This is a genomic window from Marichromatium gracile (assembly GCF_004343155.1).
Taxonomy (GTDB): Bacteria; Pseudomonadota; Gammaproteobacteria; order Chromatiales; family Chromatiaceae; genus Marichromatium; species Marichromatium gracile.
On the sequence record NZ_SMDC01000004.1, the window covers coordinates 1 to 20,952 of the forward strand.

Sequence of the window (20,952 nt, forward strand, 5' to 3'; positions counted from 1 at the left end):
TGGGCGCGCCAGTGCACTCGCGCCGGTTCGCCGTGACGACGGTTGTAGTCGCGATAGGCCGCGTAGATCGACTCGGCCGGAAGATCCGGATGGTAGTTGAGGGTGAAGAGACGGCTGCTGTCGGCAGCGAAGAAGTCGGGGGACAGCGCCAGCGCACGCTCGCGCGCGGCGAGCGACGCGTCGATCTCACCCAGGTCCTGGATCAGACAACCGAGGTTGTTCAGCGCCTCGGGGTAGTCGGGACGGATGGCGAGCGCGCGCTCGTAACAGGCACGGGCCTCGCTGATCCGATCGAGATCACGCAACACGTTGCCCAGATTGAGGCTGGCCTCGGCCAGATCGGGCGCGAGCACGAGTGCGCGTCGATAACAGTCGATCGCCTGCTGCGGCTTGCGCGCCAGGTCGAGGACATTGCCCAGATTGCAATAGGCCCCGGCATAGTCCGGGCGCACGCGGGTCGCGGCGACATAGCTCTGCTGTGCCTCCTCGATCCGACCGAGCGCGACGAGCACATTGCCCCGATTGTTGAGCGCCTCGGCATGGGCGGGGTCGAGCGCGAGGGCACGGTCGAGACTCGCCAGCGCGGACTCGAACAGACGCGCATCGAGCTGGGCGCTGGCGAGATTGCTGTGGATGTCGGCGTTGTGGGGTTGCTGCACCAAGGCCCTGGCGAACCAGTCCATGGCCTGCTGCAAGCGCCCCAGGGCACGACAAACGTTACCGGCATTGTTACAGACCTGGGGGAGTTCGGGAGCAAGCGCATGTGCGCGCACGTAACGCTCCAGCGCCTCATCGAAGCGCCCTTGCTCGTGCAACACCAGCCCGAGGTTGTAGTGGGCGTCGGCATAGTGCGGAGCAATCGCCAGGGCGCGCCGATAGTGTGCAAGCGCCTCCTCGATCCGACCGAGCCGGGCGAGCGAGGTGGCGATGCTGTTATGGATCTCGGGGTCGTCTCCGTCGAGTACGAGCGCCCGCTCGAGGGCCGTGCACGCCTCGGCATGGCCCTGCCGACGCCCGAGGATGGTACCGAGCGCCTTCCAAGCAAAGGCATCATCGGCATAGCACGCGACTAGCGTCCGAGCCTCGGCCTCGGCGCCGGCCAGGTCGCCAGACTCAATCCGCACCGCGAGTGCAGCACGAGCAGCCCTTGGAACCTGAGTCTCACTCCTAAGCGGAACAAGCTCATGAAGCTCAGCGTTGGCTTCGACATGGCCCGGCTCGATCGCCAGCAATGCACGATAAAGCGCCTCGGCCACCTCGCGTCGGCCAGCGTCCCGATTCGCCCTCGCCTGCTCGAGCAGCTCCCTGCTCATTGCTTGATCTCCCCTTCCCACACGATTTAACAGCGGCGCAAATAACCTTCAGGAGACCCGGTCAACACCAGCTTGCGTTCGATCAGGGTATCAGCCTCGAAGGCCAGTGGCGCACCATCGGCGGCACTCCGCCCCTCCTCGTGCAGTCGGCGAAGATATTCGCGCGCGGCGGTCTTTGGATTGTTCCCCTTACCCCAAGGACGTTCACTAGACATCGCCCCGGGGGCGTCCTCGATCACGGTATCGCCAACCAGGCAGTAACTGCCGGGCGCAACCAGCGGCGCATAGGCTTCGAGCTCGGCGAGGACATGATCATGTGTATGGTTGCTATCGAGACAGACCAGCGGGCGTCGATAGTCACGCGCGAGCATATGCACCTGATCGATCACCGCCGAATCGATGCTGGAGCCTTCGATCAGAGTGAGCTTTTTACTCAGCGGATGTTTCTCGAGCGAAAGCCGGTTATGGGCACGGATATCGACGTCGATACCAATCACATGGCCACGCTCGATCTCCTCACAGGCCTCAAGGATGGCGAGCAACGAGGCGCTGTGCACCAGAGTGCCTCCCCAGGCAATCCCCGTCTCGATGATCAGATCCGGTTTGACCTCCCAGATGATCTCCTGCATTGCCTGTAGATCCTGGGGAATCTGGATGATCGGCACACCGAGCCAGAAAAAGTTGTAAACATAATTGGCGCGACCGACCCCGATCTCCTCGAAGAAGCTGCGCGATGCCCGTTGCAGCGCCTCGTTGCGCGGATACTCGGCGACCCGCTCACGGATCTCCTGCTTGAACTGATCGAGTGGATGCATGGTCATGGATCAATGCTCAGGGATTGCAGTAGAGAACGAAATCGCCGAACAGCGGGGCGTGCTGGCGCAGCCTTAAACGATAATCCGGCACCAGTGCGCGGACCGCCTCGGGGATGGTGAAGAGATCGCTCGGATAGTGGTAGACACAGAGCGCGAGCTTGGGGCGATGCCGCCGGATGGTCTCGCGCGCGCCCTCGAGCAGCGCCAGCTCCATGCCCTCGACATCGGCCTTGATGAAGGTTGCCGGACGGCCATCGAGAAACGCATCGAGGCTAATGACCTCGGCGCGTGGCGCTTGGTCATCGAGCACGGCCTGGTCGTCATCGGCGACCAGACCATGACGCAGCGGCGCGTCGGCAACGAATGAGCAGCTCATGGTCTGCGATGACGCGCCCAGCCCGGCACGCACCAGCTCCAGGGAAGCCGGCTCGAAGGCCCACTCCTCGGCTAGGCGCACGGCCCGTTTCTCGAGCGCAGCGAACTGACGCTCCCCCGGCTCGAAGGCATAGATGCGCCCAAAGGTACCAAGGTTTTCCCAGATAAAACGCTCGATGGTGTCGCCGACAAAGGCCCCGGCATCGACAAAGGTATCTTCGAAGTTGCCACTGAACTCGGGCAACGCGAAGTACATATCCTTCTCCATCACCGCCAGACAACTCTCACGCGACCCCGTAAGCATGGCGATCATTAGGGCATTGAAGACCTCGACTGAGCGCGCATCGTCAAGATATTCGTCACGCACCCGTAGCAGCCGCTCACGGTGCCTGCAGACGAAGTAGCCATCGAAGGCGCACAACGGCAAACCACGCGAGGCAAGCCCCTTGCTCACGGCGGAAACCGCGTGACGGGCAGTAATCAGCACTGCGCCGACATCATCCAGCATCGGGTCGGCGGGGGCGATAATCGGCACACCGCGCAGGCGGCGCCCGATCTTTTCCGGATCGCGATCGACGAACAGGCGCACCTCCACCCCCTGATCTCGCAGATGGTTGCACGCCCAGGCACCGAGGAAACCAGCGCCATAGAGTGCCACACCATGCTCGGCAATCGCGGCATCGATCTCGCTCACCAGGGGCGACAGCGTCTCGATATGCCGATCGACGGCCTCGTTGTCCCAGCGCATCGGGTTTTGCTCCTCATCAAGCAGTAGTCAATCAGGGGGGGACTATTCGCACTCGATACTAGCCGGGGTGGCGACATCCATCATGGGTGTATCTACCGCCCCCAGCTCGAAGATCTGCTCCGGTCGCCAGCCCAGGGCGACGGCGGCACGCCGGATCTCGACGGCATAGAGATAAGGCGCAATCACCAGCGCCCCACGCGGAGCGAGCAACTCTGGCGCATAAACCACGCGCCCCCGGTAACCCTGACGTTGTTTCAATGGGTTGGCATCGCAGAGACGGTCGACATCAGTATCGAGCCGTGGCAGCAGACTCAGCAGCTCGGCCGAGCACCCCCAAAAGGTCAGCCCACCATGGCGCGCGCGCAAAGCAGCAACCCACTCAGCCTGGCACTCCAGCGCACGCGCCGATGCCTGTAGGTAATCGACACATCCGACACATCGTCCCGGTTTCACTGCATCCTCACCGGCTTCGGCTTTGCGCGCGGCAAGCAGCAGCGAGGCATAACGAAACTCCGGAGTCGGCAATACCCCACGCTCAAGATGTTCGACATGCAATCCGTGGCGCGCCAGCGCAAGCGTTAACGCGCAGGGAGTGATATGCTGCACATGCTCACGGATCGCCAGCCAATAGGCGGGGCCAATCGGTGTTTCAGCATAGCGCTCGGCATCAGGCACCTCGATCACCAACAGCCCACCTGGCTGCAACACCCTCGCCAGCTCCTCTAGGGTCGAATCAAGCACGCGCAGATGTTCGAGCACATGGAAGCAAGTCAGCAGAGACTGTGAGTCGTTGGCCAACGGCAGCACAGCTGAAGTGGCGGCGGCAAACATCACCGCCTCGGCGCGGGCCTCAGGATCACCAGGCGCGATATCGATGCCCAGGACCCGTACGCCAGGATGCGAGCGTCTCGCCAGACGCAGAAAGCCGCCGCGTCCACAGCCGATATCAGTGACTTCGGTAAATCCCGGCCTGAGCTTGGCGATGAAATCGAGGTAGCGTCGCGCCTTGGCGATATTCTCCGGGCGATCGACCGCAAAGTGGGCGCTGGTGTGATAGGCACACTCTTCGTGATAAAAGCGCGCCAGCCGCGCATCATCGATATTGGCGACATACACCAACCCACATTGCGTACAATGGCGAAAAGCGGCGACATAGTTAAATACCGACTCGCCAAGACCTCCGAAGGGCCAATCAGCGAGTGCCACGGTATCGGCACGACAGGCAGGACAGCAGCGCTCACTCATGCTCCGCTCTCCACCTTTTCGGGCAAACTGAGACGCTCAAGCAGCTGGTCGCGATAGGGGTCGATATTATCGATCTGGGCATACTGCAGATGACCACAGTCGCGGCAGGTCGAATTGTCGCAGCGGCGACCCGAGAGGTGCTGAAGGCGCAGCGCACGCAGTGACTCGGCATTCCAGATCTCGCGTAGCGACTGAGTGCGCAGGTCGCCGATCAGCTGCTGCTGCCCCCAATCCGGACAGCAGGCGCTGACCGTACCGTCGGCATTGATCGCCATAGCGTAGAAGATATAGGCGCAGACATCCTTGGACTCGAGCTGCTGCTGGTACTGACCGCGCTCACGGTTGAGCGCCACCCCCGCGCGTGACTCCAAATCGAAACCGGGCCAGATCGGCGCCAAGCCCTCGACGAAGATCCGGTCACAATGATCCCCGAAAGTGTCGAAGAAGCGCTGCTGATCCTCAGCACTCAGATAGTCGCCGGGAATCTTGATGGTTACCTCGCAGTCGCCACGATGGCGATAGAACCAGGCGATCTGCTTGACCAGCCCGTCGAAGTCGATCTCGACCTTGGCGTGAGTTCGATATTGTGCCGCGCTCATGCCCTCGAGCGAAATATTGATACGATCGAGGCCAGCCTCGACGAGGGCCTCCCCTCGCGCAGGAGTCAGCAGCGCGGCATTGGTGGCAAGGTCGACATGTGCAACCCGACCACTATCTTTGGCCAACCGAATCATCCGTGGCAGCGACTTGTTGAGCAGCGGCTCGCCGATCTTGTTCAACCGTAGCGCCCGAATCGGCTCGGGAAAGTCGGCGAGATCCGCGACCAGTTTCTCGAACACCGCCAAGGGCATGATGCTGCGCCTATAGGCCTCGGGATCGCGCGTCAGGTCACGGTGCCCGGTCGGGCAAAAATTGCAGCGGAAATTACAAGCGCTCGACGGATCGGCATAGAGCAGAAAGGGGGTCGCCAGCGGAATGACCTCCTGCAAGGCGACACGCTGGGCGCGATCGAGCTTGGAGGCGAGCTTGGCTTTCATGGTGTGCTCCGATCCTGTTTGGCCACGTCACGCTCGCGCGGCAGTGCATAGATCACCGCCCCGGTCCCGCACCAGGCGTGGAGCCGGAACAGCAGTCGGTAGTCATCGAGCCGGGTGGCCAGCCAGTCGGTCATGCGCCACAGCCCGAGGGCGTTGTGATAGCAGGTCGCGGCAATGATCGGACGGTGCCGGCGCAGGGTCTCGAGCCCGCCCTCGAGCACCTCTAGCTCGGCGCCCTCGAGATGGAGCTTGAGCAGGCTCGGCGCGAGCCCCAACCGATCGAGCGTGGTCTGCTCGCGCGCAGCGCCGCCGGGGGCGCGTTGCGAAGCATAACCGAGTCCGGCGCGAAACCGCGTCGGGCCGGGGTGCGCGCCGAGCACCGCATCGATCAGCCGCACCCGCGCGCGCAGCGCCGTGGGGAGCGCCGCGCGCCAGACATCGAGCCGGACCAGGTGATCGGGATCGGGCTCGACCGCGTCGATCCGCTCGACCTTGCCCCCGAGGAGCGCGAGCAGACGCTCGCAGACCTCGCCGTGATGGGCGCCGAGGTCGACCAGGCGCTCGCCGGGACCGAGCCGCTCGCACACCTCGGGGATAAAATAGCGATCGTCGACCGTCACCGGGGCGTCGTCGAAGACCCATTCCTCGCGCCGTCGATGCCAAGCGATGAACTGCAGATGATGGGCGCGCGAACGATCGTCGGCCCAACGCGTGAGCACCCGCCGCATTCCCACGCGATCGCGTTCGGTCAGATCAGTGGCAAACCAGCCGTTGCCGAGCGGATGACGGTCGCGATAGGCCTCGGTGATGTCGTAGAAGGGCACGCAATCGGCCCAACCCTCGGCGCACAACCGCTCGGCGAGCGGCGCATAGGGATGGGTGGCGATACAGACGGCGAGCAGCGAAGTGGCACGCTGCTCGGGCGAGACCTCGTCCGGCGCGAACAGCGCGACACCCCGCCAGACAGGATCGGCGCGATGCCGCGCGGCGGCGACATCGACCACCCCGAGCAGCGGGATACCCAGGGTGGCGAAATACGCGCGCGCCATCCGCCCGAGGTTGCCGGCACCATAGAGCAACAAGGGCCGATCGACCGTGCGCGGCTCGCCCACCGGCGGGCGCGCGCAGAGCTCATCGAGCAGCGCCTCCGCCCGGGCACGATCCGGCACCCTCATCGCCGCGTCTCCAGCGCACCGGCCCAGCGGGCCAGCAGCGAGTCGTCGGGGAAATAATCGCGGAAGTGCAACAGGCTGCCCTTGGTCGGCTCGAACAGCGCCGGGGCGAGCGGACCGGGGCGGATCGTGCCGTCGGCGAGAAAGGGCGCGCCGGGCGGCTGGCAAGCCATGAACCAGTGCGCCGGGGCACGACCGAAGCGCGCGGCGAAGTCGATCTCGCGCCGCGGCTCGGCCATCAGCAAGGCATAGTACTCGCGCATGCACTCACGCATCCGCGCCCCGGTAAAGCGTGTGCGCGCCGCCACGCTGGCGGCCTGACCGAGCGCGGCACGACGCGCCGGATCGGCCGCCAGCTCATCGATCGCGGCGACCAGCGCCGCACCGTCGGCGGCCACCAGCCCGGTGACGCCGTGCTCGACCAGGACGCGCTCGGCGGGGTGATCGATCACCACCGGCGTGAGCCCCAGGGCCATGGCTTCGACCAGGGCGTTCTCGGCGGTGCCGTAGTGCTCGGGGTGGAGCGGGTAGATCAAGGTGTTGAAGTCGGCCAAGGCGCCGGGCACGTCCTCGGTGAAGCCCTCGAGCACCAGCAGCTCGGGCCGTCCCAGCGCGCGGGCGCGTGCCAGCAGCGGCGCGCCGGCCTCGGGGTCGCCGAACAGGTGGACGCGGAAACCGGGCAGCGCCACCGCCGCCATCAGCTCAACGAACTCGGGGTGCAGCTTGCTCGGGTTGAGGCTGCCGAGATAGGCCGCGCGCAGCGGCGCCTCGGCATCGATGCGCGGCGCCGGCAGGTCCTCGACCCCGGCGGCGCTCGAGCACACCCCGAGACGCACCCGCTCCTCGCCCGAGAGGCTGGCGATCTCGGCGATGTCGAAGGAACAGGCCGAGGTGAACACCGTGCGCCCGGCCGCGCGCAGCAGCCCGAGCGGGATGCGTGGGGCGTGCAGCCCGGAGACGTGCGACCAGACCAGCAGGCGCAGCGGCGGCAGCGGTGCGGGACAGAGCGCGGCGAACAGCGCCGGGTGGTTCCACCACTCGAGCTGCACCAGGTCAGCGGCATCGATGCGGGCGCGCAGCTCGGCATGGCTCGGCGTGCAGTCCACCCGCACCCCGTGTGCGCGCACCCGATCGAGCGCGCGCGGCTTGCGCGGCGCCTCCAGACAGAGGACCTCGTGCTCGACCCCGGGGGTGGGCGCGGTCAGACAGGCGAGAGCCCGCCCCACCCCACCGCCGAGATGTGCGCTGAGGTGCAGGACCCTCATGACGGGTCGGCGGCGGCCAGATGCGCGCGCAGCCGTTCGAGCAACTCCGCGCGGTAGGGATCGATATTGTCCGGCAGGCAATGGGTGAGCTGACCACAGCTACCGCACACCGGATGCTCGCGCCGCCGTCCCTCGAGGTGCTGGAGGCGCAGCGCGTTGAGCCGCTCGCCGTTCCAGATCGCGCGCAGCGACTCGCGCCGCGCATCCCCCACCACCAGCTTACGCCCCCAGTCGAGGAAGCAAGCGCTGGCCAACCCGTCGGCGTTGATCGAGAAGGCGTAGAAGATGTAGGGGCAGGTATCGGTGTCCTGCAGCGGCTGCTGGTAGATGCCCTGGGTGATGCTGAAGCCGGTCCGCGCCTCGACGTCGAACTCCGGCCAGCAGGGGGCGAAGTTCTCGATGAAGATACGGTCGCAGTGATCGCCGAAGGTGTCGTAGAAGACCTGCGGCTCGATCCCATCGAGCAACTCCGAGGGGATCTTCACCACGATCTCGCACGCGCCCTTGTTGCGATGGAGCCAACGCACCCGCTCGACCAGCGTGTCGAAGTCCATGTCGAAGCCGGTGAAGCGACGGTACTGAGCATTGTTCATGCCGTCGATCGAGATGTTGATCTTGTCGAGTCCGGCCTCGATCACCGGACCGATGCGCTCGGGGGTCATCAGCGAGGCGTTGGTGGTGGTGTCGATGTAGTCGACCCGGTCGCTCGCCTTGGCGTAGGCGACCATCTCGGCGAGACGCTTGTTGAGCAGCGGCTCACCATCCTTGTAGAGACGCAGCACCTTGATCGGGCGCGGGAATTCGGCGAGGTCGTCGATCAGCTTGCGATACAGCTCGAAGCTCATCACCCCCTGGAAGCGTCCGGTCTCGCGGATCAGCGCGCGATCACCGGTCGGACAGAAGGGACAGCGGAAGTTACAGGCGCTGGCCGGGTCGACGAACACCACGAAGGGGGTGTCGAGCGGGATCACATCCTGCAGCGCGGTGCGCTCGTCGAGGTTGATCCGGGGTTTGATCTTGGCCTTCATCGGCTCGCCCTCTCAATCATCATCGGTTGGATCCAGCTCCAGCAGTTGTCGCAGTCGCGTGCTGTCGCCCCAGAAGGCCATCGCCTCGTGCGCCGCATAGGGCAGCGCGCCGAGCGCGGGCTCGATCTCCAGCCCGTGCTCGGCGATCCAGCGCTCGACCAGGGCGCGCACCGAAACCGGTCGTCCCGAGCAGAGGTTGACGATCCCGCTCGCCTCGGTTTCCAACGCCAGCCGGACCAGTCGCTCGGCGGCCTCGGTCACCGGCAGATAGTCGCGCAACTGTTCCCCGCCCGACATCGGGAAGCGCCGCTCGCCACGCCGCGCGGCAGCGAGCAGCTGGGGATAGAGCGACCCGGCCGCCTGCCCCTCGCCCCAGAGATAGAACAACCGTGTCCACAACAGCTGGGTGCCGTGACGCGCGGCGGCGAACTCCAACCCCCGGCGCAACGCGTCCTTGGCGAAGCCGTAGGGGGTATCCGGGTCCGGGCACAGGGTCTCGTCGCAGGCGCCGCCGCGCCGACCGTACTCGAGACAGGTGCCAGCCACCACCAACCGCTCCAGCCCGGCGTCCATCAGCCCCTCGAGGAAGCGGTAGTGCGCCGGCAGCTCGCGCTCGTAATGGCCGGGGTCGCCATAGTTGGGCAGGCCGCCCCAGGCCAGATGGATCAGCACCCGGGGCCGCCCGAGCCGCGCGAAGGCAGCGGCGGGCGGGCGCCGGACATCGAGTGGCACGAAGCGCCCCGGCCCGCTCCAGGACCGCTCGCCACGGGCGCTGCACACCAGCGCGTGGCAGCGCTGCGCGAGCGCCACGGCGAGATGCCTGCCGAGGAAACCGCTCGCCCCGGTCAACGCGACCTCGGTCATGGATAACGACATCCCTGGTGAAAACTTGAGTGAAAGAGCCGGAAATAACTCAAGCGTACTCCTCGATCCCGGGCACCGCGACGACGAAGCGCGCGCCCCACTCGCGGACATAGCCGAGCTGCGCGGTGAGTTCATCGCGCAGGTTCCAGGGCAGCAGCAGCACCCGGTCGGGGCGGGTCTCACGCAGACGCGACTCGGCGACGATGGGGATGCGGCTGCCGGGGAGATGGCGCCCCAGCTTGCCGGGGCTGCGGTCGACCACATAGTGCAGCAGATCGGGCCGCACCCCGGCGAAGTTGAGCAGGGTGTTGCCCTTGGCCGCGGCGCCGTAGCCGACCACCTGGAGCCCCTGGCGCCGCGCCCGGATGAGATAGTCGAGCAGCTCGAGACGCAACCGCTCGGCGCGCGCCTGCAGCCCCTGGTAGGTCGCCGCCCGCTCCAGCCCGGCGGCCAGCTCCTCGGCGCGCAGCGCCGCCACCCGGGGCGTGGTCGGACGCGCGCCGTGGTCGGCACGCTGGGCGAACACCCGCAGGCTGCCGCCGTGGGTCGGCAGGGTCTCGACATCGAACACCGCCAGGCCGTTGGCCGCGCACACCCGCCCCACCGCGCCCAGCGACAGATAGGAGTAGTGCTCGTGATAGAGGGTATCGAACTGGTTGCCCGCGATCAGCCGCAGCAGGTGCGGGAACTCGAAGGTCGCCACCCCGTCCGGGCGCAGCAGCAGGGCGATGCCGGCGACGAAATCGTTGATCGCCGGGACATGGGCGAGGACGTTGTTGGCGACCACCAGATCCGCACCCCAGCCCTCGGCGAGCAGCCGCGCGGCGAGCGCGCGGTCGAAGAAGGCCTCGACGATCTCCAGCCCGCGCTCGCGCGCCGCGGCGGCGACCGCCGCGGTCGGCTCGACCCCCAGACAGGGGATGGCGCGCGCCTGCAGGTGCTGGAGCAGATAGCCGTCGTTGGCCGCCAGCTCCACCACCCGCGAGTCGCCGTCGAGCCCGAGACGCTCGACCATGGTCGCGACATAGCGCTCGGCATGGGCCACCCAACTCGTCGAGACGCTGCTGAAATAGGCGTAGTCGGCGTCGAACAGGGTCTCGGGGCGGGCGAAGTCCTCGGTCTGCACCAACCAGCAGCGCTCGCACACCAGCACCCGCAGCGGGTACCAGGACTCGGGGCGGTGCAGCGCCGCGGCGCTCAGATAGGCGTTGGAGGGCGGCGCGCTGCCGAGGTCGACGAAGGGCAGGCGCAGCGGCGCGCCGCAGTGACGGCAGTTCACGGCGCAATCCCCCGAAACTCGTCGTCGAGCAACGCCAAGGCGCGATCGCGCGCCGAGCGCTCGCCGAGCGGCAGCGGCCAGGGGATGGCCAGACGCGGGTCGTCGACGCGCACCCCGCCCTCGGCCTCGGGGACATGGGGCGCGGTGTGCAGATAGAGCAGCTCGCAGTCGTCCGTCAGCGTCTGGAAGCCGTGGGCGCAACCCTCGGGGATCACCAGCGTGGTCGGGCGCTCGGCCTCCAGCCGCTCGGCGTGCCACTGCAGGAAGGTCGGCGAGCCGGCGCGCAGATCGAGCGCCAGGTCCCAGACCGCGCCGCGCAGACAGGTGACGAACTTGGTCTCGGCGTGCGGCGGGCGCTGGTAGTGGAGCCCGCGCACCGTGCCGCGCGCACGCGTCAGCGAGCGGTTGATCTGGACGATCGGACGCCCGCCGCCGAGCGCTGCCAGATCCATCGCGCAATAGAGCCGCTCGAAGACGCCGCGCGCATCGGCGAGCGGCGTCCGCGCGATCACCTCGACCCCGGCGATCGCGGTCGGGTGACGCACCAGGCGCGCGCTCATCGCGGTGGCTCCGTGGCCATGTAGTCGGCGATCTGCGCCAGGGTGCGCACCTGCATGTCCTCCCCGGCGCGCCAGGCGCGGTGCCAGTCGAGGGTGCGCGCCAGCGCCTGCTCCAGCGGCCAGCGCGGACGCCAACCGAGCGCGGCGCGCGCCTTGCTGCTGTCGAGTCGCAGCACCGATGCCTCGCGCGGCTGAGGACTGTCATCGAGCCGCCACTGCGCCCCCGGCACGGCGGCACACAGCCACTCGACCAGCCAGCGCACCGGGCGCGCGTCCGCGGCCTCGGGACCGAAGTTCCAGGCGCCGATGTACTCGCCATCGTCCGCGCACAGCCGCTCGGCGAGATCGAGATAACCGGCGAGCGGTTCGAGCACGTGCTGCCAGGGCCGGATCGCCCCGGGCGCGCGCAGCACCACCGGCTCGCCGGCGTCGATCGCGCGCAACACGTCGGGGACCAGCCGCTCGGCGGCCCAGTCGCCGCCACCGATGACGTTGCCCGCACGCACGGTGGCGAGCGCCGTCCCGGCCTCCTCGAGGAAGGCGCGACGATAGCTCGCGCTGACCAGCTCGGCGCAGGCCTTGCTGCTCGAATAGGGGTCGTGACCGCCGAGGGCGTCGTCCTCGCGATAGGGCCAGACCCAGTCGTGGTTCTCGTAGCACTTGTCGCTGGTCACCACCACCACGGCGCGCACCCCGGGGTGCTGGCGCACGGTCTCGAGCAGGTCGACGGTGCCCATCAGGTTGACCGCGTAGGTCTCGACCGGGTCGCGATAGGCCGCGCGCACCAGCGGCTGGGCGGCGAGATGGAACACCACCTCGGGCGCGGCGGCATCGAAGGCGGCGGCGAGCGCGGCGCGATCGCGCAGGTCGGCGATGTGCTCGCCGGCGAGGCGCTCGCCGACCCGCGCCGCCCGGTACAGGCTCGGCGTGGTCGGCGGCGCCAGCGCATAGCCGTGCACCCGGGCGCCAAGCCGTGCCAGCCAGAGCGCGAGCCAGCCGCCCTTGAATCCGGTGTGGCCGGTGATGAATACCCGCCGTTCTCTCCAGAACTGCTGTTCCATCGTCGTCACCAGGTCTTCCAGGGCGCCGCCCCGGAGCGCCACAGCGCCTCGAGCTGGGTGCGGTCGCGCAGCGTGTCCATCGGCCGCCAGAAGCCCTGGTGCTCGAAGGCCATCAGCTCGCCCATGGCGCTGAGCCGCGCCAGCGGCTCGCCCTCCCAGCCGGTCTCGTCACCGGCGATCAACTCCAGACAGGCCGGCGAGAGCACGAAGAAGCCGCCGTTGATCAGCCCGCCGTCGCCGCGCGGCTTCTCGGTGAAGGCGGCCACCCGCGCGCCCTCGCGCTTGATCGCGCCATAGCGCCCGGGGGCCTGCACCGCGGTGACCGTGGCGAGATGGCCGTGGTCGCGATGGAAGGCGACCAGCGCGCCGATGTCGACATCGCTCAGGCCGTCGCCATAGGTGAAGCAGAAGGGCGCCTCGGCGTCGAGATAGTCGGCCACGCGCTTGAGTCGGCCGCCGGTCTGGGTGTGCAGCCCGGTGTCGACCAGGGTCACGCGCCAGGGCTCGGCCTTGCGCTCGTGGACCTCCATGCGGTTGTTGGCGATGTCGAAGGTGACGTCGGACATGTGCAGGAAGTAGTTGGCGAAGTACTCCTTGATGACATAGCCCTTGTAGCCGCAGCAGATCACGAAGTCGTTGATGCCGTGAACGGAGTAGTGCTTCATGATGTGCCAGATGATCGGCATGCCGCCGATCTCGATCATCGGCTTGGGGCGCAGGTGCGACTCCTCCGAGATCCGCGTCCCGAAACCGCCTGCCAGAATGACCGCCTTCATCAGTGCTCCTCAATCAGGGTGTCGACCGCAACCGACGCATGCTGCGAATAACGGCACGACCGGCGACGAGATGAGCGATCGCCTCGGACGCCCGCCTCTATCTGGCCCCCATGATAACCAGCACGACGGGGATCGCACAGCATCGCGCGCGCGATACATCACTCCAGCCGCAGCAGTTGCTCGCGGTAATAGCGCAGCTCCTCGATCGACTCGCGAATGTCATCGAGGGCGAGATGGCGCGAGGCCTTGCGCACCCCGGCGGCGACCTCCGGGGCCCAGCGCTGGGCGAGGATCTTGAGGGTGCTGACATCGAGATTGCGATAGTGACAGAACCCCTCGAGCCGGGGCATCCAGCGGGCGAGGAAGCGACGGTCCTGACAGATGCTGTTGCCGCACAGCGGCGAGGCACCGGCCGGCACCAGGTCGGCGAGGAACTCGAGGGTGGCGCGCTCGGCGGCGGCCTCGTCCTGTGCGCTCAGCCGCACCCGCTCGATCAGCCCGGAGGCGCCGTGGTGTTCGCGATTCCATTCATCCATGCCGGCGAGCTGCGCCTCGGACTGGTGGATCGCGATCACCGGCCCCTCGGCCAGCACCTTGAGCTGGGTGTCGGTGACGATGGTGGCGATCTCGAGGATGCGATCGGTGTCGGGGTCGAGTCCGGTCATCTCCAGGTCGATCCAGATCAGGTTCTGCGGGCTCTTGGTCATGAGCGTTCCTTGAGCAATGGGGCCTGTCGCAAGGCCGGGTGACGGAATCAAGCCGCAGTGTACTGCAAGGAGCGGCATCGTGCGGAGCGCCGGCGCTTTCCCTAGAATAGCCCCACCCCAGCCAGGAGCCCGAGCATGCACACCGACCACCCGCAGCCTCCCCGCCCCACCCCGCGCCAGCCGCGTCGGGTCGCCCGATGACCCGGCGGCGGCTGTCGAAGCGACAGATCGAGCGCATCCGCGCGATCCAGGAACGGCGCCGCGAGCGCCTTGCCAACCGTCCCGAGCAGGCGCTCGCCGACTGCGAGGCCGAGATCCCGCCCGAGGAGGGGCTGGTGGTGGTGCGCCACGGCGCGAGCCTGGTGGTCGAGGACCATGCGGGCGAGCTGCACCTCTGTGTCGCGCGCCAGCACCTCGGCCACCCGGTGTGCGGCGATCGGGTGGTGTGGCAGCGCGGCGAGCCCGGTCGTGGGCTGGTCAGTGCCATCCTCGAGCGCCAGACGGTGCTCAGCCGCCCCGACTACAGTGGTCGCGACAAGCCGATCGCGGCCAACCTCACCCGACTGGCGGTACTGATCGCCCCCGAGCCCGAACCGAGCGGCTATCTGGTCGACCAGTACCTGGTCGCCGCCGAGGGCATCGGCGTCGAGCCGATGCTGGTGGCCACCAAGATGGACCTGCTCGACGCCCCGGCGCGCGCGGCCTTCGAGCAGCGCTATGCCCATTATTGCGCGATCGGCTACCGCACCCTGTGGATCAGCCTGGAGCAGCCCGAAACGCTGGCCCCGCTGGTCGAGGCGCTGCGCGACCAGACCAGCATCCTCGTCGGTCAGTCCGGGGTGGGCAAGTCCTCGCTGGTCAAGGCGCTGCTGCCCGATCGCGACATCCAGGTCGGGCGCCTCTCGGCGGCCACCGGGCTGGGGCGTCACACCACCTCGGCGGCGAGCTGCTACCGCCTGCCCGGCGGCGGCGTGCTGATCGACTCGCCCGGGGTGCGCAGCTTCCGCCTCGGCGCCATCGGTCTGGCCGAGCTGCAGTGGGGCTTTCGCGAGTTCCGCCCGCACCTCGGCGGCTGTCGCTTCGCCAACTGTCGTCACGATCAGGAGCCGGGCTGCGCCATCCGCGCCGCGGTCGAGCGCGGCGAGATCGCAGCCGCGCGGCTGGACAACTTCCATCATCTGGCGCGGGGGGTGAGCGCATGACCCACTGGCTGTTCAAGTCCGAGCCCGGGGTCTTCGGCATCGACGACCTGGCCGCGCGCGGGGTCGAGCCCTGGGACGGGGTACGCAACTATCAGGCGCGCAACCTGCTGCGCGATCGCACCGCCGTCGGCGATCCGGTGTTCTTCTATCACTCCAACTGTGCCCGCCCGGCGATCGTCGGACTGGCCGAGGTCGCCAGCAGCCCGCGCCCCGACCCTACCGCCTTCGATCCCGCCTCGCCCCATCACGACCCCAAGGGCGACCCGGCGAAACCGCGCTGGTATCTGGTCGACGTACGCTATCGCCGTCATCTCGCCCGCCCGATCACGCTGGCCGAACTCAAGACCCACGCCGAGGGCGCACTCGCCGGGCTGGCGCTGGTGCACCGCGGCAACCGCCTCTCGGTGATGCCGTTGAGCCCGGCGCAGTTCGACTTCATCCTCGCGCTCGAACACCGCCCGGCGCCCTGAGCCCGGGCGCCGGGGGCGGCGGCTCAGATCACCCCGCGCGCGGCGAGCAGCTCGACGACCTGCTCGGCCAGGGTCTCGGGGTCGGAGCCGTTGGCATCGAGGCGCAGCTCCGGGGCCTCGGGCGGCTCGTAGGGGCTGCCGATCCCGGTGAAGTTGGGGATCTCGCCGGCGCGCGCCTTCTTGTAGAGGCCCTTGGGGTCGCGCGCCTCGCAGGTGTCGAGATCGGCATCGACGAAGACCTCCAGGAACTCGCCGTCATCGAGTCGCTCGCGCGCCAGCCGCCGCTCGCTGCGAAACGGCGAGATGAAGCTGACACAGACGATCAGCCCGGCCTCGACCATCAGCCGCGCCACCTCGGCCACCCGACGGATGTTCTCCACCCGGTCCTCGGCGGTGAAGCCGAGATCGCGGTTGAGCCCGTGACGGACGTTGTCGCCGTCGAGCGTCATGGTGTGACGGCCCATGGCGTGGAGGCGCTGCTCGACGAGATCGGCCACCGTCGACTTGCCCGCGCCCGACAGCCCGGTGAACCAGAGCACGCAGGGCTTCTGTCCCTTGGCCGCGGCGCGCGCGCTCTTGTCGATCTCCATCGCATGGTGGTGGATGTTGGCCGCGCGGCGCAGCGCGAAGTCGATCATGCCGCAACCGACGGTGGCGTTGCTGATGCGATCGACGAGGACGAAGGCGCCGGTCTCGCGGTTGTCGACATAGGGGTCGAAGGGCACCGCGCGATCGAGCGCGAGGTTGCACACCGCGACATCGTTGAGCGCGAGGTGCTTGGCCGCGGTCTGCTCCAGGGTGTTGACGTTGACCTTGTGCTTGATCTCGGTGACCTGGGCGTTGAGCGCGGCGGTGGCGGTGCGCAGCAGATAGGGCCGACCGGGCAGCAGCGGCTGCTCGTCCATCCACACCAGGTGGGCGGCGAACTGGTCGGCGACCTCGGGGCGCGCCTCGGCGCCGGCGATCAGGTCGCCGCGCGAGACGTCGATCTCGTCGTCGAGCACCAGGGTCACCGCCTCGCCGGCACCGGCCCGCTCGCGCTCCCCGTCCATGGTGACGATGCGCGCGAGCGTCGAGCGCTTGCCCGCCGGCAGCACCACCAACGGCTCGCCGACGCGCACCTCGCCGCCGGCGACGGTGCCGCTGAAGCCGCGGAAGTCGAGGTTCGGCCGGTTGACCCACTGTACCGGCATGCGGAAGGGCCCGGCGCGCAGGTCGCGCTCGACATCGACCCCTTCCAGATAACCGAGCAGGGTCGGCCCGTCGTACCAGGGCATGCGTTCGGAGGCGGCGGTGACATTGTCGCCGGTGAGCGCCGAGACCGGGATGCAGGTGACCGCATCGATCCCGAGCCGCGCGGCGAAGGCGCGATAATCGGCGCTGATGCGCTCGAAGGTCTCGCGGTCCCAGTCGACCAGATCCATCTTGTTGACCGCCAGCACCAGATGGCGGATGCCGAGCAGCGAGACGATATAGCTGTGGCGCCGGGTCTGGGTGAGCACCCCCTTGCGCGCGTCGGCGAGCAGCACCGCGGCCTCGGCGGTGGAGGCGCCGGTGGCCATGTTGCGGGTGTACTGCTCGTGCCCGGGGGTGTCGGCGACGATGAACTTGCGCCGATCGGTGGTGAAGAAGCGGTAGGCGACATCGATGGTGATGCCCTGCTCGCGCTCGGCGGCCAGACCGTCGACGAGCAGCGCCAGATCGAGGTTGCCGCTGCCGGTGGTGCCGAAGCGCGCCGAGTCGTTCTCGAGGCTGGCGAGCTGGTCCTCGAACAACAGCTGGCAGTCGTAGAGCAGCCGTCCGAGCAGGGTCGACTTGCCGTCGTCGACCGAGCCGCAGGTGATGAAGCGCAGCAGCGTCTTGTCTTCCTGGGCGCGCAGATAGGCCTCGACCTCGGCGGTGGCGCCGGCGTGTTCCGGTGTCTGGGTCATCAGAAGTAGCCCTCCTGCTTCTTGGCTTCCATGGAGGCGCCGGCGTCCTGGTCGATGACCCGGCCCTGTCGCTCGCTGGTGCGCGCCAGCAGCATCTCGCGGATGATCTCGGGGAGCGTCTGCGCGCTGCTCTCCACCGCGCCGGTGAGCGGGTAGCAGCCGAGAGTACGAAAGCGCACCATGCGCGCCTCGGGCCTCTCGCCCGGGGCCAGCGGCATGCGCTCATCGTCGACCATGATCAGGGCGCCGTCGCGCTCGACCACCGGGCGCGGCGCGGCGAAATAGAGCGGCACCACCGGGATCTCCTCCTGATAGATGTACTGCCAGATGTCGAGCTCGGTCCAGTTCGACAGCGGGAAGACGCGGATGCTTTCGCCCTTGTTGATGCGGCCGTTGTAGAGGTTCCACAGCTCCGGGCGCTGGTTCTTGGGGTCCCAGCGGTGGCTGCGGGTACGGAAGGAGAACACCCGCTCCTTGGCCCGGCTCTTCTCCTCGTCGCGCCGCGCGCCGCCGAAGGCGGCATCGAAGCCGTAGAGATCGAGCGCCTGCTTGAGCGACTGGGTCTTCATCACGTCGGTGTGCACCGCCGAGCCGTGGGTGAAGGGGCCGATGCCCTGCGCCACCCCCTCCTGGTTGATGTGCACCAGCAGATCGAGCCCGAGTTCGGCGGCACGCCGGTCGCGGAAGGCGACCATCTCGCGGAACTTCCAGGTGGTGTCGACATGCAGCAGCGGAAACGGCGGCTTGGAGGGATAGAAGGCCTTGAGGGCCAGGTGCAGCATCACGCTGCTGTCCTTCCCGATGGAGTAGAGCATCACCGGGTTGCGGAACTGGGCCGCGACCTCGCGCATGATATGGATGCTCTCGGCTTCGAGGCGTTGCAGATGCGTCTGATATGACATGGCTTCCCTGATCTCGTGCACGGATCGTGAGCGCCGACGGCGCACACAGGGCCCAATGGTAACGGTTCGGTGTGAACTGGAGAAAACCGTGACCGATTTCAAATCCCGCAAGGCACCGCTAGAGCAGCCGCTGCGCCGCGCCGCCGCGCAGCCCGAGCACCTGGCGCCCGAGCGTCAGCGCCTGCTCGGCGAAGGCGTCCGGGCCGTCCCAGGCCAGCCCCTCGGCCATCACCTCGTCGAGCAGCGCGCTGACCACCCGCAGCCGGTCGCCCTCACCACCGCGCTCGGCGCAGACATAGAGGCTCGGCTCGCCCTGCCCGGCGGGGACGAAGGCGAGGATGAAGCGATAGGGACGCGGATCGGCGCTGTCGATCTCGCCGAGCAGGGTCGCCTCGCAGCCGTCGAGGCGGTAGCGACGCTTGGGAATCGCGGTACGGATATGGGGTCGGTGCTCCATCGCCGGTGCTCCTCTCTTGGGTGACGGGGCTCAGCGCCCCCGGTAGAAGCGATTGGGGCGGACCATCACGGTTTCGATCCGGCGGCTGATATCGCGCAGGCTCAACCGACGCACCGGCTGGCGACTGGCGGTACGCGCCGCCTCGGCGGTGTCGAGACGCGCCTTGACCACCCCGGCGAGGCGCTCGGCCAGCTCCGGGCGCGCGGCGACGATACGACGCACGCAGTCGAGATCGACACGGATCAGACTGACATCGCTCTTGGCGGTGAATTCGAGGAAGGAGGGATCGTTGGTCAACATCGAGGTGATGCCGAAGTGCTTGCCCGGCCCCAGCGTCTCGGTGACCTTGCGGCTGCGGTCCGGGAGGGTGACCACCGCCTCCACCAGACCACCGGCGACGACGTAGAAGGCATCGCTCTGGGCGCCGTCGGCGAGGATCACGTGACCGCTGTCGTAGTGACAGTAGACCCCGCGCGCGGCGACCTCCTCGAGTTCGTCGGCGGTGAGCAGGCCACTCACATCCAGCCCCTTGAGCGCGAGCAGGATGCTCGGCGGCTCGGCGTGACTGACATGGGCGCGACGGGTGCGCATCTCGCGCACCTCCGGGGCCATCTCGATGCCCGCGTCCTGGAGGCTGCGATGGATCTCGCGAAACAGCTCCTCGCGGGCGCGGAACATCGCCGGATAGTTCTTCAGATGCACCCAGACCATGTAGACGTAGGGCACCGTGGTGGCCTCGCTCAGGCGCACCACCGGATAGGGGAACTTGAGCACGCTCTCGCAGCGCATCGCCGCCTCGAGCATCAGCGCGGTGGCGAAGCGCGGATCGATCTCGGCGGGCAGCTTGACGAAGTACCAGGGGGCGTAGAGGTGCTGGTCGTCGTGCAGGTTCTTGATCGGCTGCCCGGCCATCTGCGAGTTGGGGATGATGTGGGTGGAGTTGTCCCAGCCGCGCAGCCGGGTCGAGCGCCAGTTGAGATCGATCACCTGACCGACGATGCCGTTGTTGAGCTCGACCCAGTCGCCGAGCCGGAAGGGCCGCTCGACGCCGAGGGCGATGCCCGAGAACAGGTCGCCCAGGGTCTTCTGCAGCGCCAGACCGAGCACCGCCGCGGCAACGCCGGTCGAGACCCAGATGCCGGTGAAGGAATAGCCGCGCTGCCACAGATAGATCGCCAGCCCGAAGAGCATCATCGCCACATAGATCAGACCGACCACCAGCTTGGGGACGCGCTCGGAGAGATCGTCGTCGGCGCGCACCAGCAGCACCACCTCGATCAGCCGCGCCACCGCCCAGCCGGCGGCCAGATGTGCTACCAGCAGGGTCAGCGAGCGGATGCCGGCATCGACGTCGGGCACCTCGAGCACCGCCGCGCCGAGCCTCAGCAGGGTACCGGCGACGATCACCATCCCCGGCAGCACCAGCAGGTCGAGCAGCGCCACCAGCGCGGGGAAGCGGCTGGCCACCGGGCGGTTGTCGACCCGCCAGGTGACGAAGCGGATCACCAGGAAGGCGAGCAGCACGCCGAGGAAGAGGTGCCAGTTGTCCTGCGCCAGGGAGTCGAACAGTGCGGTCATGTCGTGGGTCAGCCTGGATCTTGCGTGGGCTCGGGTCGGTCCGCCCGCCGCCGGGCGAGCCCGGCAACCGACGGCGCATCCGACCGGCGGGATCGTGCATGCGCACGGCGCCGCCGCCCGAGGGCGGCGCCGTCGCGAGCGCCCCGGAGCGGGCGCTCGCCTGGGCC

Annotated in this window: 20 protein-coding genes; 2 read left to right on the forward strand and 18 right to left on the reverse strand. The window is 68.0% G+C overall.

Going from position 1 to position 20,952, the window contains the following annotated elements:
- From EDC29_RS07565 to orn, 14 genes are all read right to left on the reverse strand, one after another.
- Positions 1 to 1,124 (reverse strand): tetratricopeptide repeat protein (locus tag EDC29_RS07565; RefSeq protein WP_165913457.1); only part of this gene is annotated, 1,124 nt, incomplete at its 3' end.
- Between the two features lie 215 nt (positions 1,125 to 1,339).
- Positions 1,340 to 2,134 carry a cephalosporin hydroxylase family protein gene (locus EDC29_RS07570; RefSeq protein ID WP_132229213.1) on the reverse strand — a complete coding sequence of 265 codons (795 nt, stop codon included), beginning with the start codon at positions 2,132 to 2,134 and terminating at the stop codon, positions 1,340 to 1,342.
- Positions 2,135 to 2,144: 10 nt separating this feature from the next.
- Positions 2,145 to 3,251 carry an FkbM family methyltransferase gene (locus tag EDC29_RS07575; protein ID WP_132229215.1) on the reverse strand — a complete coding sequence of 369 codons (1,107 nt, stop codon included), beginning with the start codon at positions 3,249 to 3,251 and terminating at the stop codon, positions 2,145 to 2,147.
- Positions 3,252 to 3,293: 42 nt separating this feature from the next.
- Entirely contained in the window at positions 3,294 to 4,496 is a 1,203-nt protein-coding gene (locus tag EDC29_RS07580) for a class I SAM-dependent methyltransferase (RefSeq protein ID WP_132229217.1), read from the reverse strand.
- Positions 4,493 to 5,533 carry a radical SAM/SPASM domain-containing protein gene (locus tag EDC29_RS07585; protein WP_132229219.1) on the reverse strand — a complete coding sequence of 347 codons (1,041 nt, stop codon included), beginning with the start codon at positions 5,531 to 5,533 and terminating at the stop codon, positions 4,493 to 4,495. Before EDC29_RS07585 ends, EDC29_RS07580 begins: the two co-directional genes overlap by 4 nt.
- Positions 5,530 to 6,708 (reverse strand): FkbM family methyltransferase, encoded by a 1,179-nt coding sequence (locus EDC29_RS07590; RefSeq protein ID WP_132229221.1) that lies wholly within the window; start codon positions 6,706 to 6,708, stop codon positions 5,530 to 5,532. Before EDC29_RS07590 ends, EDC29_RS07585 begins: the two co-directional genes overlap by 4 nt.
- Positions 6,705 to 7,970 (reverse strand): glycosyltransferase, encoded by a 1,266-nt coding sequence (locus tag EDC29_RS07595; RefSeq protein ID WP_132229223.1) that lies wholly within the window; start codon positions 7,968 to 7,970, stop codon positions 6,705 to 6,707. Before EDC29_RS07595 ends, EDC29_RS07590 begins: the two co-directional genes overlap by 4 nt.
- Positions 7,967 to 8,998 carry a radical SAM/SPASM domain-containing protein gene (locus tag EDC29_RS07600; protein ID WP_132229225.1) on the reverse strand — a complete coding sequence of 344 codons (1,032 nt, stop codon included), beginning with the start codon at positions 8,996 to 8,998 and terminating at the stop codon, positions 7,967 to 7,969. The genes EDC29_RS07595 and EDC29_RS07600 overlap by 4 nt, the downstream gene beginning before the upstream one ends.
- A gap of 12 nt (positions 8,999 to 9,010) precedes the next feature.
- Positions 9,011 to 9,862 carry an NAD-dependent epimerase/dehydratase family protein gene (locus tag EDC29_RS07605; RefSeq protein ID WP_132229227.1) on the reverse strand — a complete coding sequence of 284 codons (852 nt, stop codon included), beginning with the start codon at positions 9,860 to 9,862 and terminating at the stop codon, positions 9,011 to 9,013.
- A gap of 49 nt (positions 9,863 to 9,911) precedes the next feature.
- The gene (locus tag EDC29_RS07610; RefSeq protein WP_132229228.1) at positions 9,912 to 11,141 is read right to left on the reverse strand and encodes a class I SAM-dependent methyltransferase; all 1,230 of its coding nucleotides are present in this window, start codon (positions 11,139 to 11,141) and stop codon (positions 9,912 to 9,914) included.
- On the reverse strand, positions 11,138 to 11,701 hold the full coding sequence (locus EDC29_RS07615) for a dTDP-4-dehydrorhamnose 3,5-epimerase family protein (protein ID WP_132229230.1): 564 nt from the start codon (positions 11,699 to 11,701) through the stop codon (positions 11,138 to 11,140). Before EDC29_RS07615 ends, EDC29_RS07610 begins: the two co-directional genes overlap by 4 nt.
- Positions 11,698 to 12,762 carry a CDP-glucose 4,6-dehydratase gene (gene rfbG / locus EDC29_RS07620; RefSeq protein ID WP_165913458.1) on the reverse strand — a complete coding sequence of 355 codons (1,065 nt, stop codon included), beginning with the start codon at positions 12,760 to 12,762 and terminating at the stop codon, positions 11,698 to 11,700. Before rfbG ends, EDC29_RS07615 begins: the two co-directional genes overlap by 4 nt.
- Positions 12,763 to 12,767: 5 nt before the next feature.
- Entirely contained in the window at positions 12,768 to 13,538 is a 771-nt protein-coding gene (gene rfbF, locus EDC29_RS07625; protein ID WP_123141669.1) for a glucose-1-phosphate cytidylyltransferase, read from the reverse strand.
- Positions 13,539 to 13,696: 158 nt separating this feature from the next.
- Positions 13,697 to 14,245: an oligoribonuclease gene (gene orn, locus EDC29_RS07630; RefSeq protein WP_005224831.1), complete on the reverse strand. Its 549-nt coding sequence runs from the start codon at positions 14,243 to 14,245 to the stop codon at positions 13,697 to 13,699.
- A 197-nt stretch (positions 14,246 to 14,442) separates the two neighbouring features.
- Between orn and rsgA the strand changes: the two genes are divergently transcribed.
- The gene (rsgA, locus tag EDC29_RS07635; protein WP_123141670.1) at positions 14,443 to 15,447 is read left to right on the forward strand and encodes a ribosome small subunit-dependent GTPase A; all 1,005 of its coding nucleotides are present in this window, start codon (positions 14,443 to 14,445) and stop codon (positions 15,445 to 15,447) included.
- A complete protein-coding gene (locus EDC29_RS07640; protein WP_132229232.1) occupies positions 15,444 to 15,917 on the forward strand; it encodes an EVE domain-containing protein in 474 nt (157 codons plus the stop codon). The genes rsgA and EDC29_RS07640 overlap by 4 nt, the downstream gene beginning before the upstream one ends.
- A gap of 23 nt (positions 15,918 to 15,940) precedes the next feature.
- Here EDC29_RS07640 and cysN read toward each other — a convergent pair whose 3' ends face one another.
- The 4 genes from cysN to EDC29_RS07660 all read right to left on the reverse strand — a co-directional run bounded on the left by cysN (position 15,941) and on the right by EDC29_RS07660 (position 20,785).
- Complete coding sequence (gene cysN / locus EDC29_RS07645) at positions 15,941 to 17,848, reverse strand: sulfate adenylyltransferase subunit CysN (protein WP_123142654.1); 1,908 nt, start codon at positions 17,846 to 17,848, stop codon at positions 15,941 to 15,943.
- Positions 17,848 to 18,750 (reverse strand): sulfate adenylyltransferase subunit CysD, encoded by a 903-nt coding sequence (cysD, locus tag EDC29_RS07650; RefSeq protein ID WP_062273774.1) that lies wholly within the window; start codon positions 18,748 to 18,750, stop codon positions 17,848 to 17,850. The genes cysN and cysD overlap by 1 nt, the downstream gene beginning before the upstream one ends.
- 118 nt (positions 18,751 to 18,868) lie before the next feature.
- Complete coding sequence (locus EDC29_RS07655) at positions 18,869 to 19,207, reverse strand: hypothetical protein (RefSeq protein WP_132229234.1); 339 nt, start codon at positions 19,205 to 19,207, stop codon at positions 18,869 to 18,871.
- A gap of 30 nt (positions 19,208 to 19,237) precedes the next feature.
- Positions 19,238 to 20,785, reverse strand: a complete 1,548-nt coding sequence (locus EDC29_RS07660; RefSeq protein ID WP_132229236.1) for a mechanosensitive ion channel family protein — start codon at positions 20,783 to 20,785, stop codon at positions 19,238 to 19,240.
- Positions 20,786 to 20,952 lie beyond the last annotated feature (167 nt).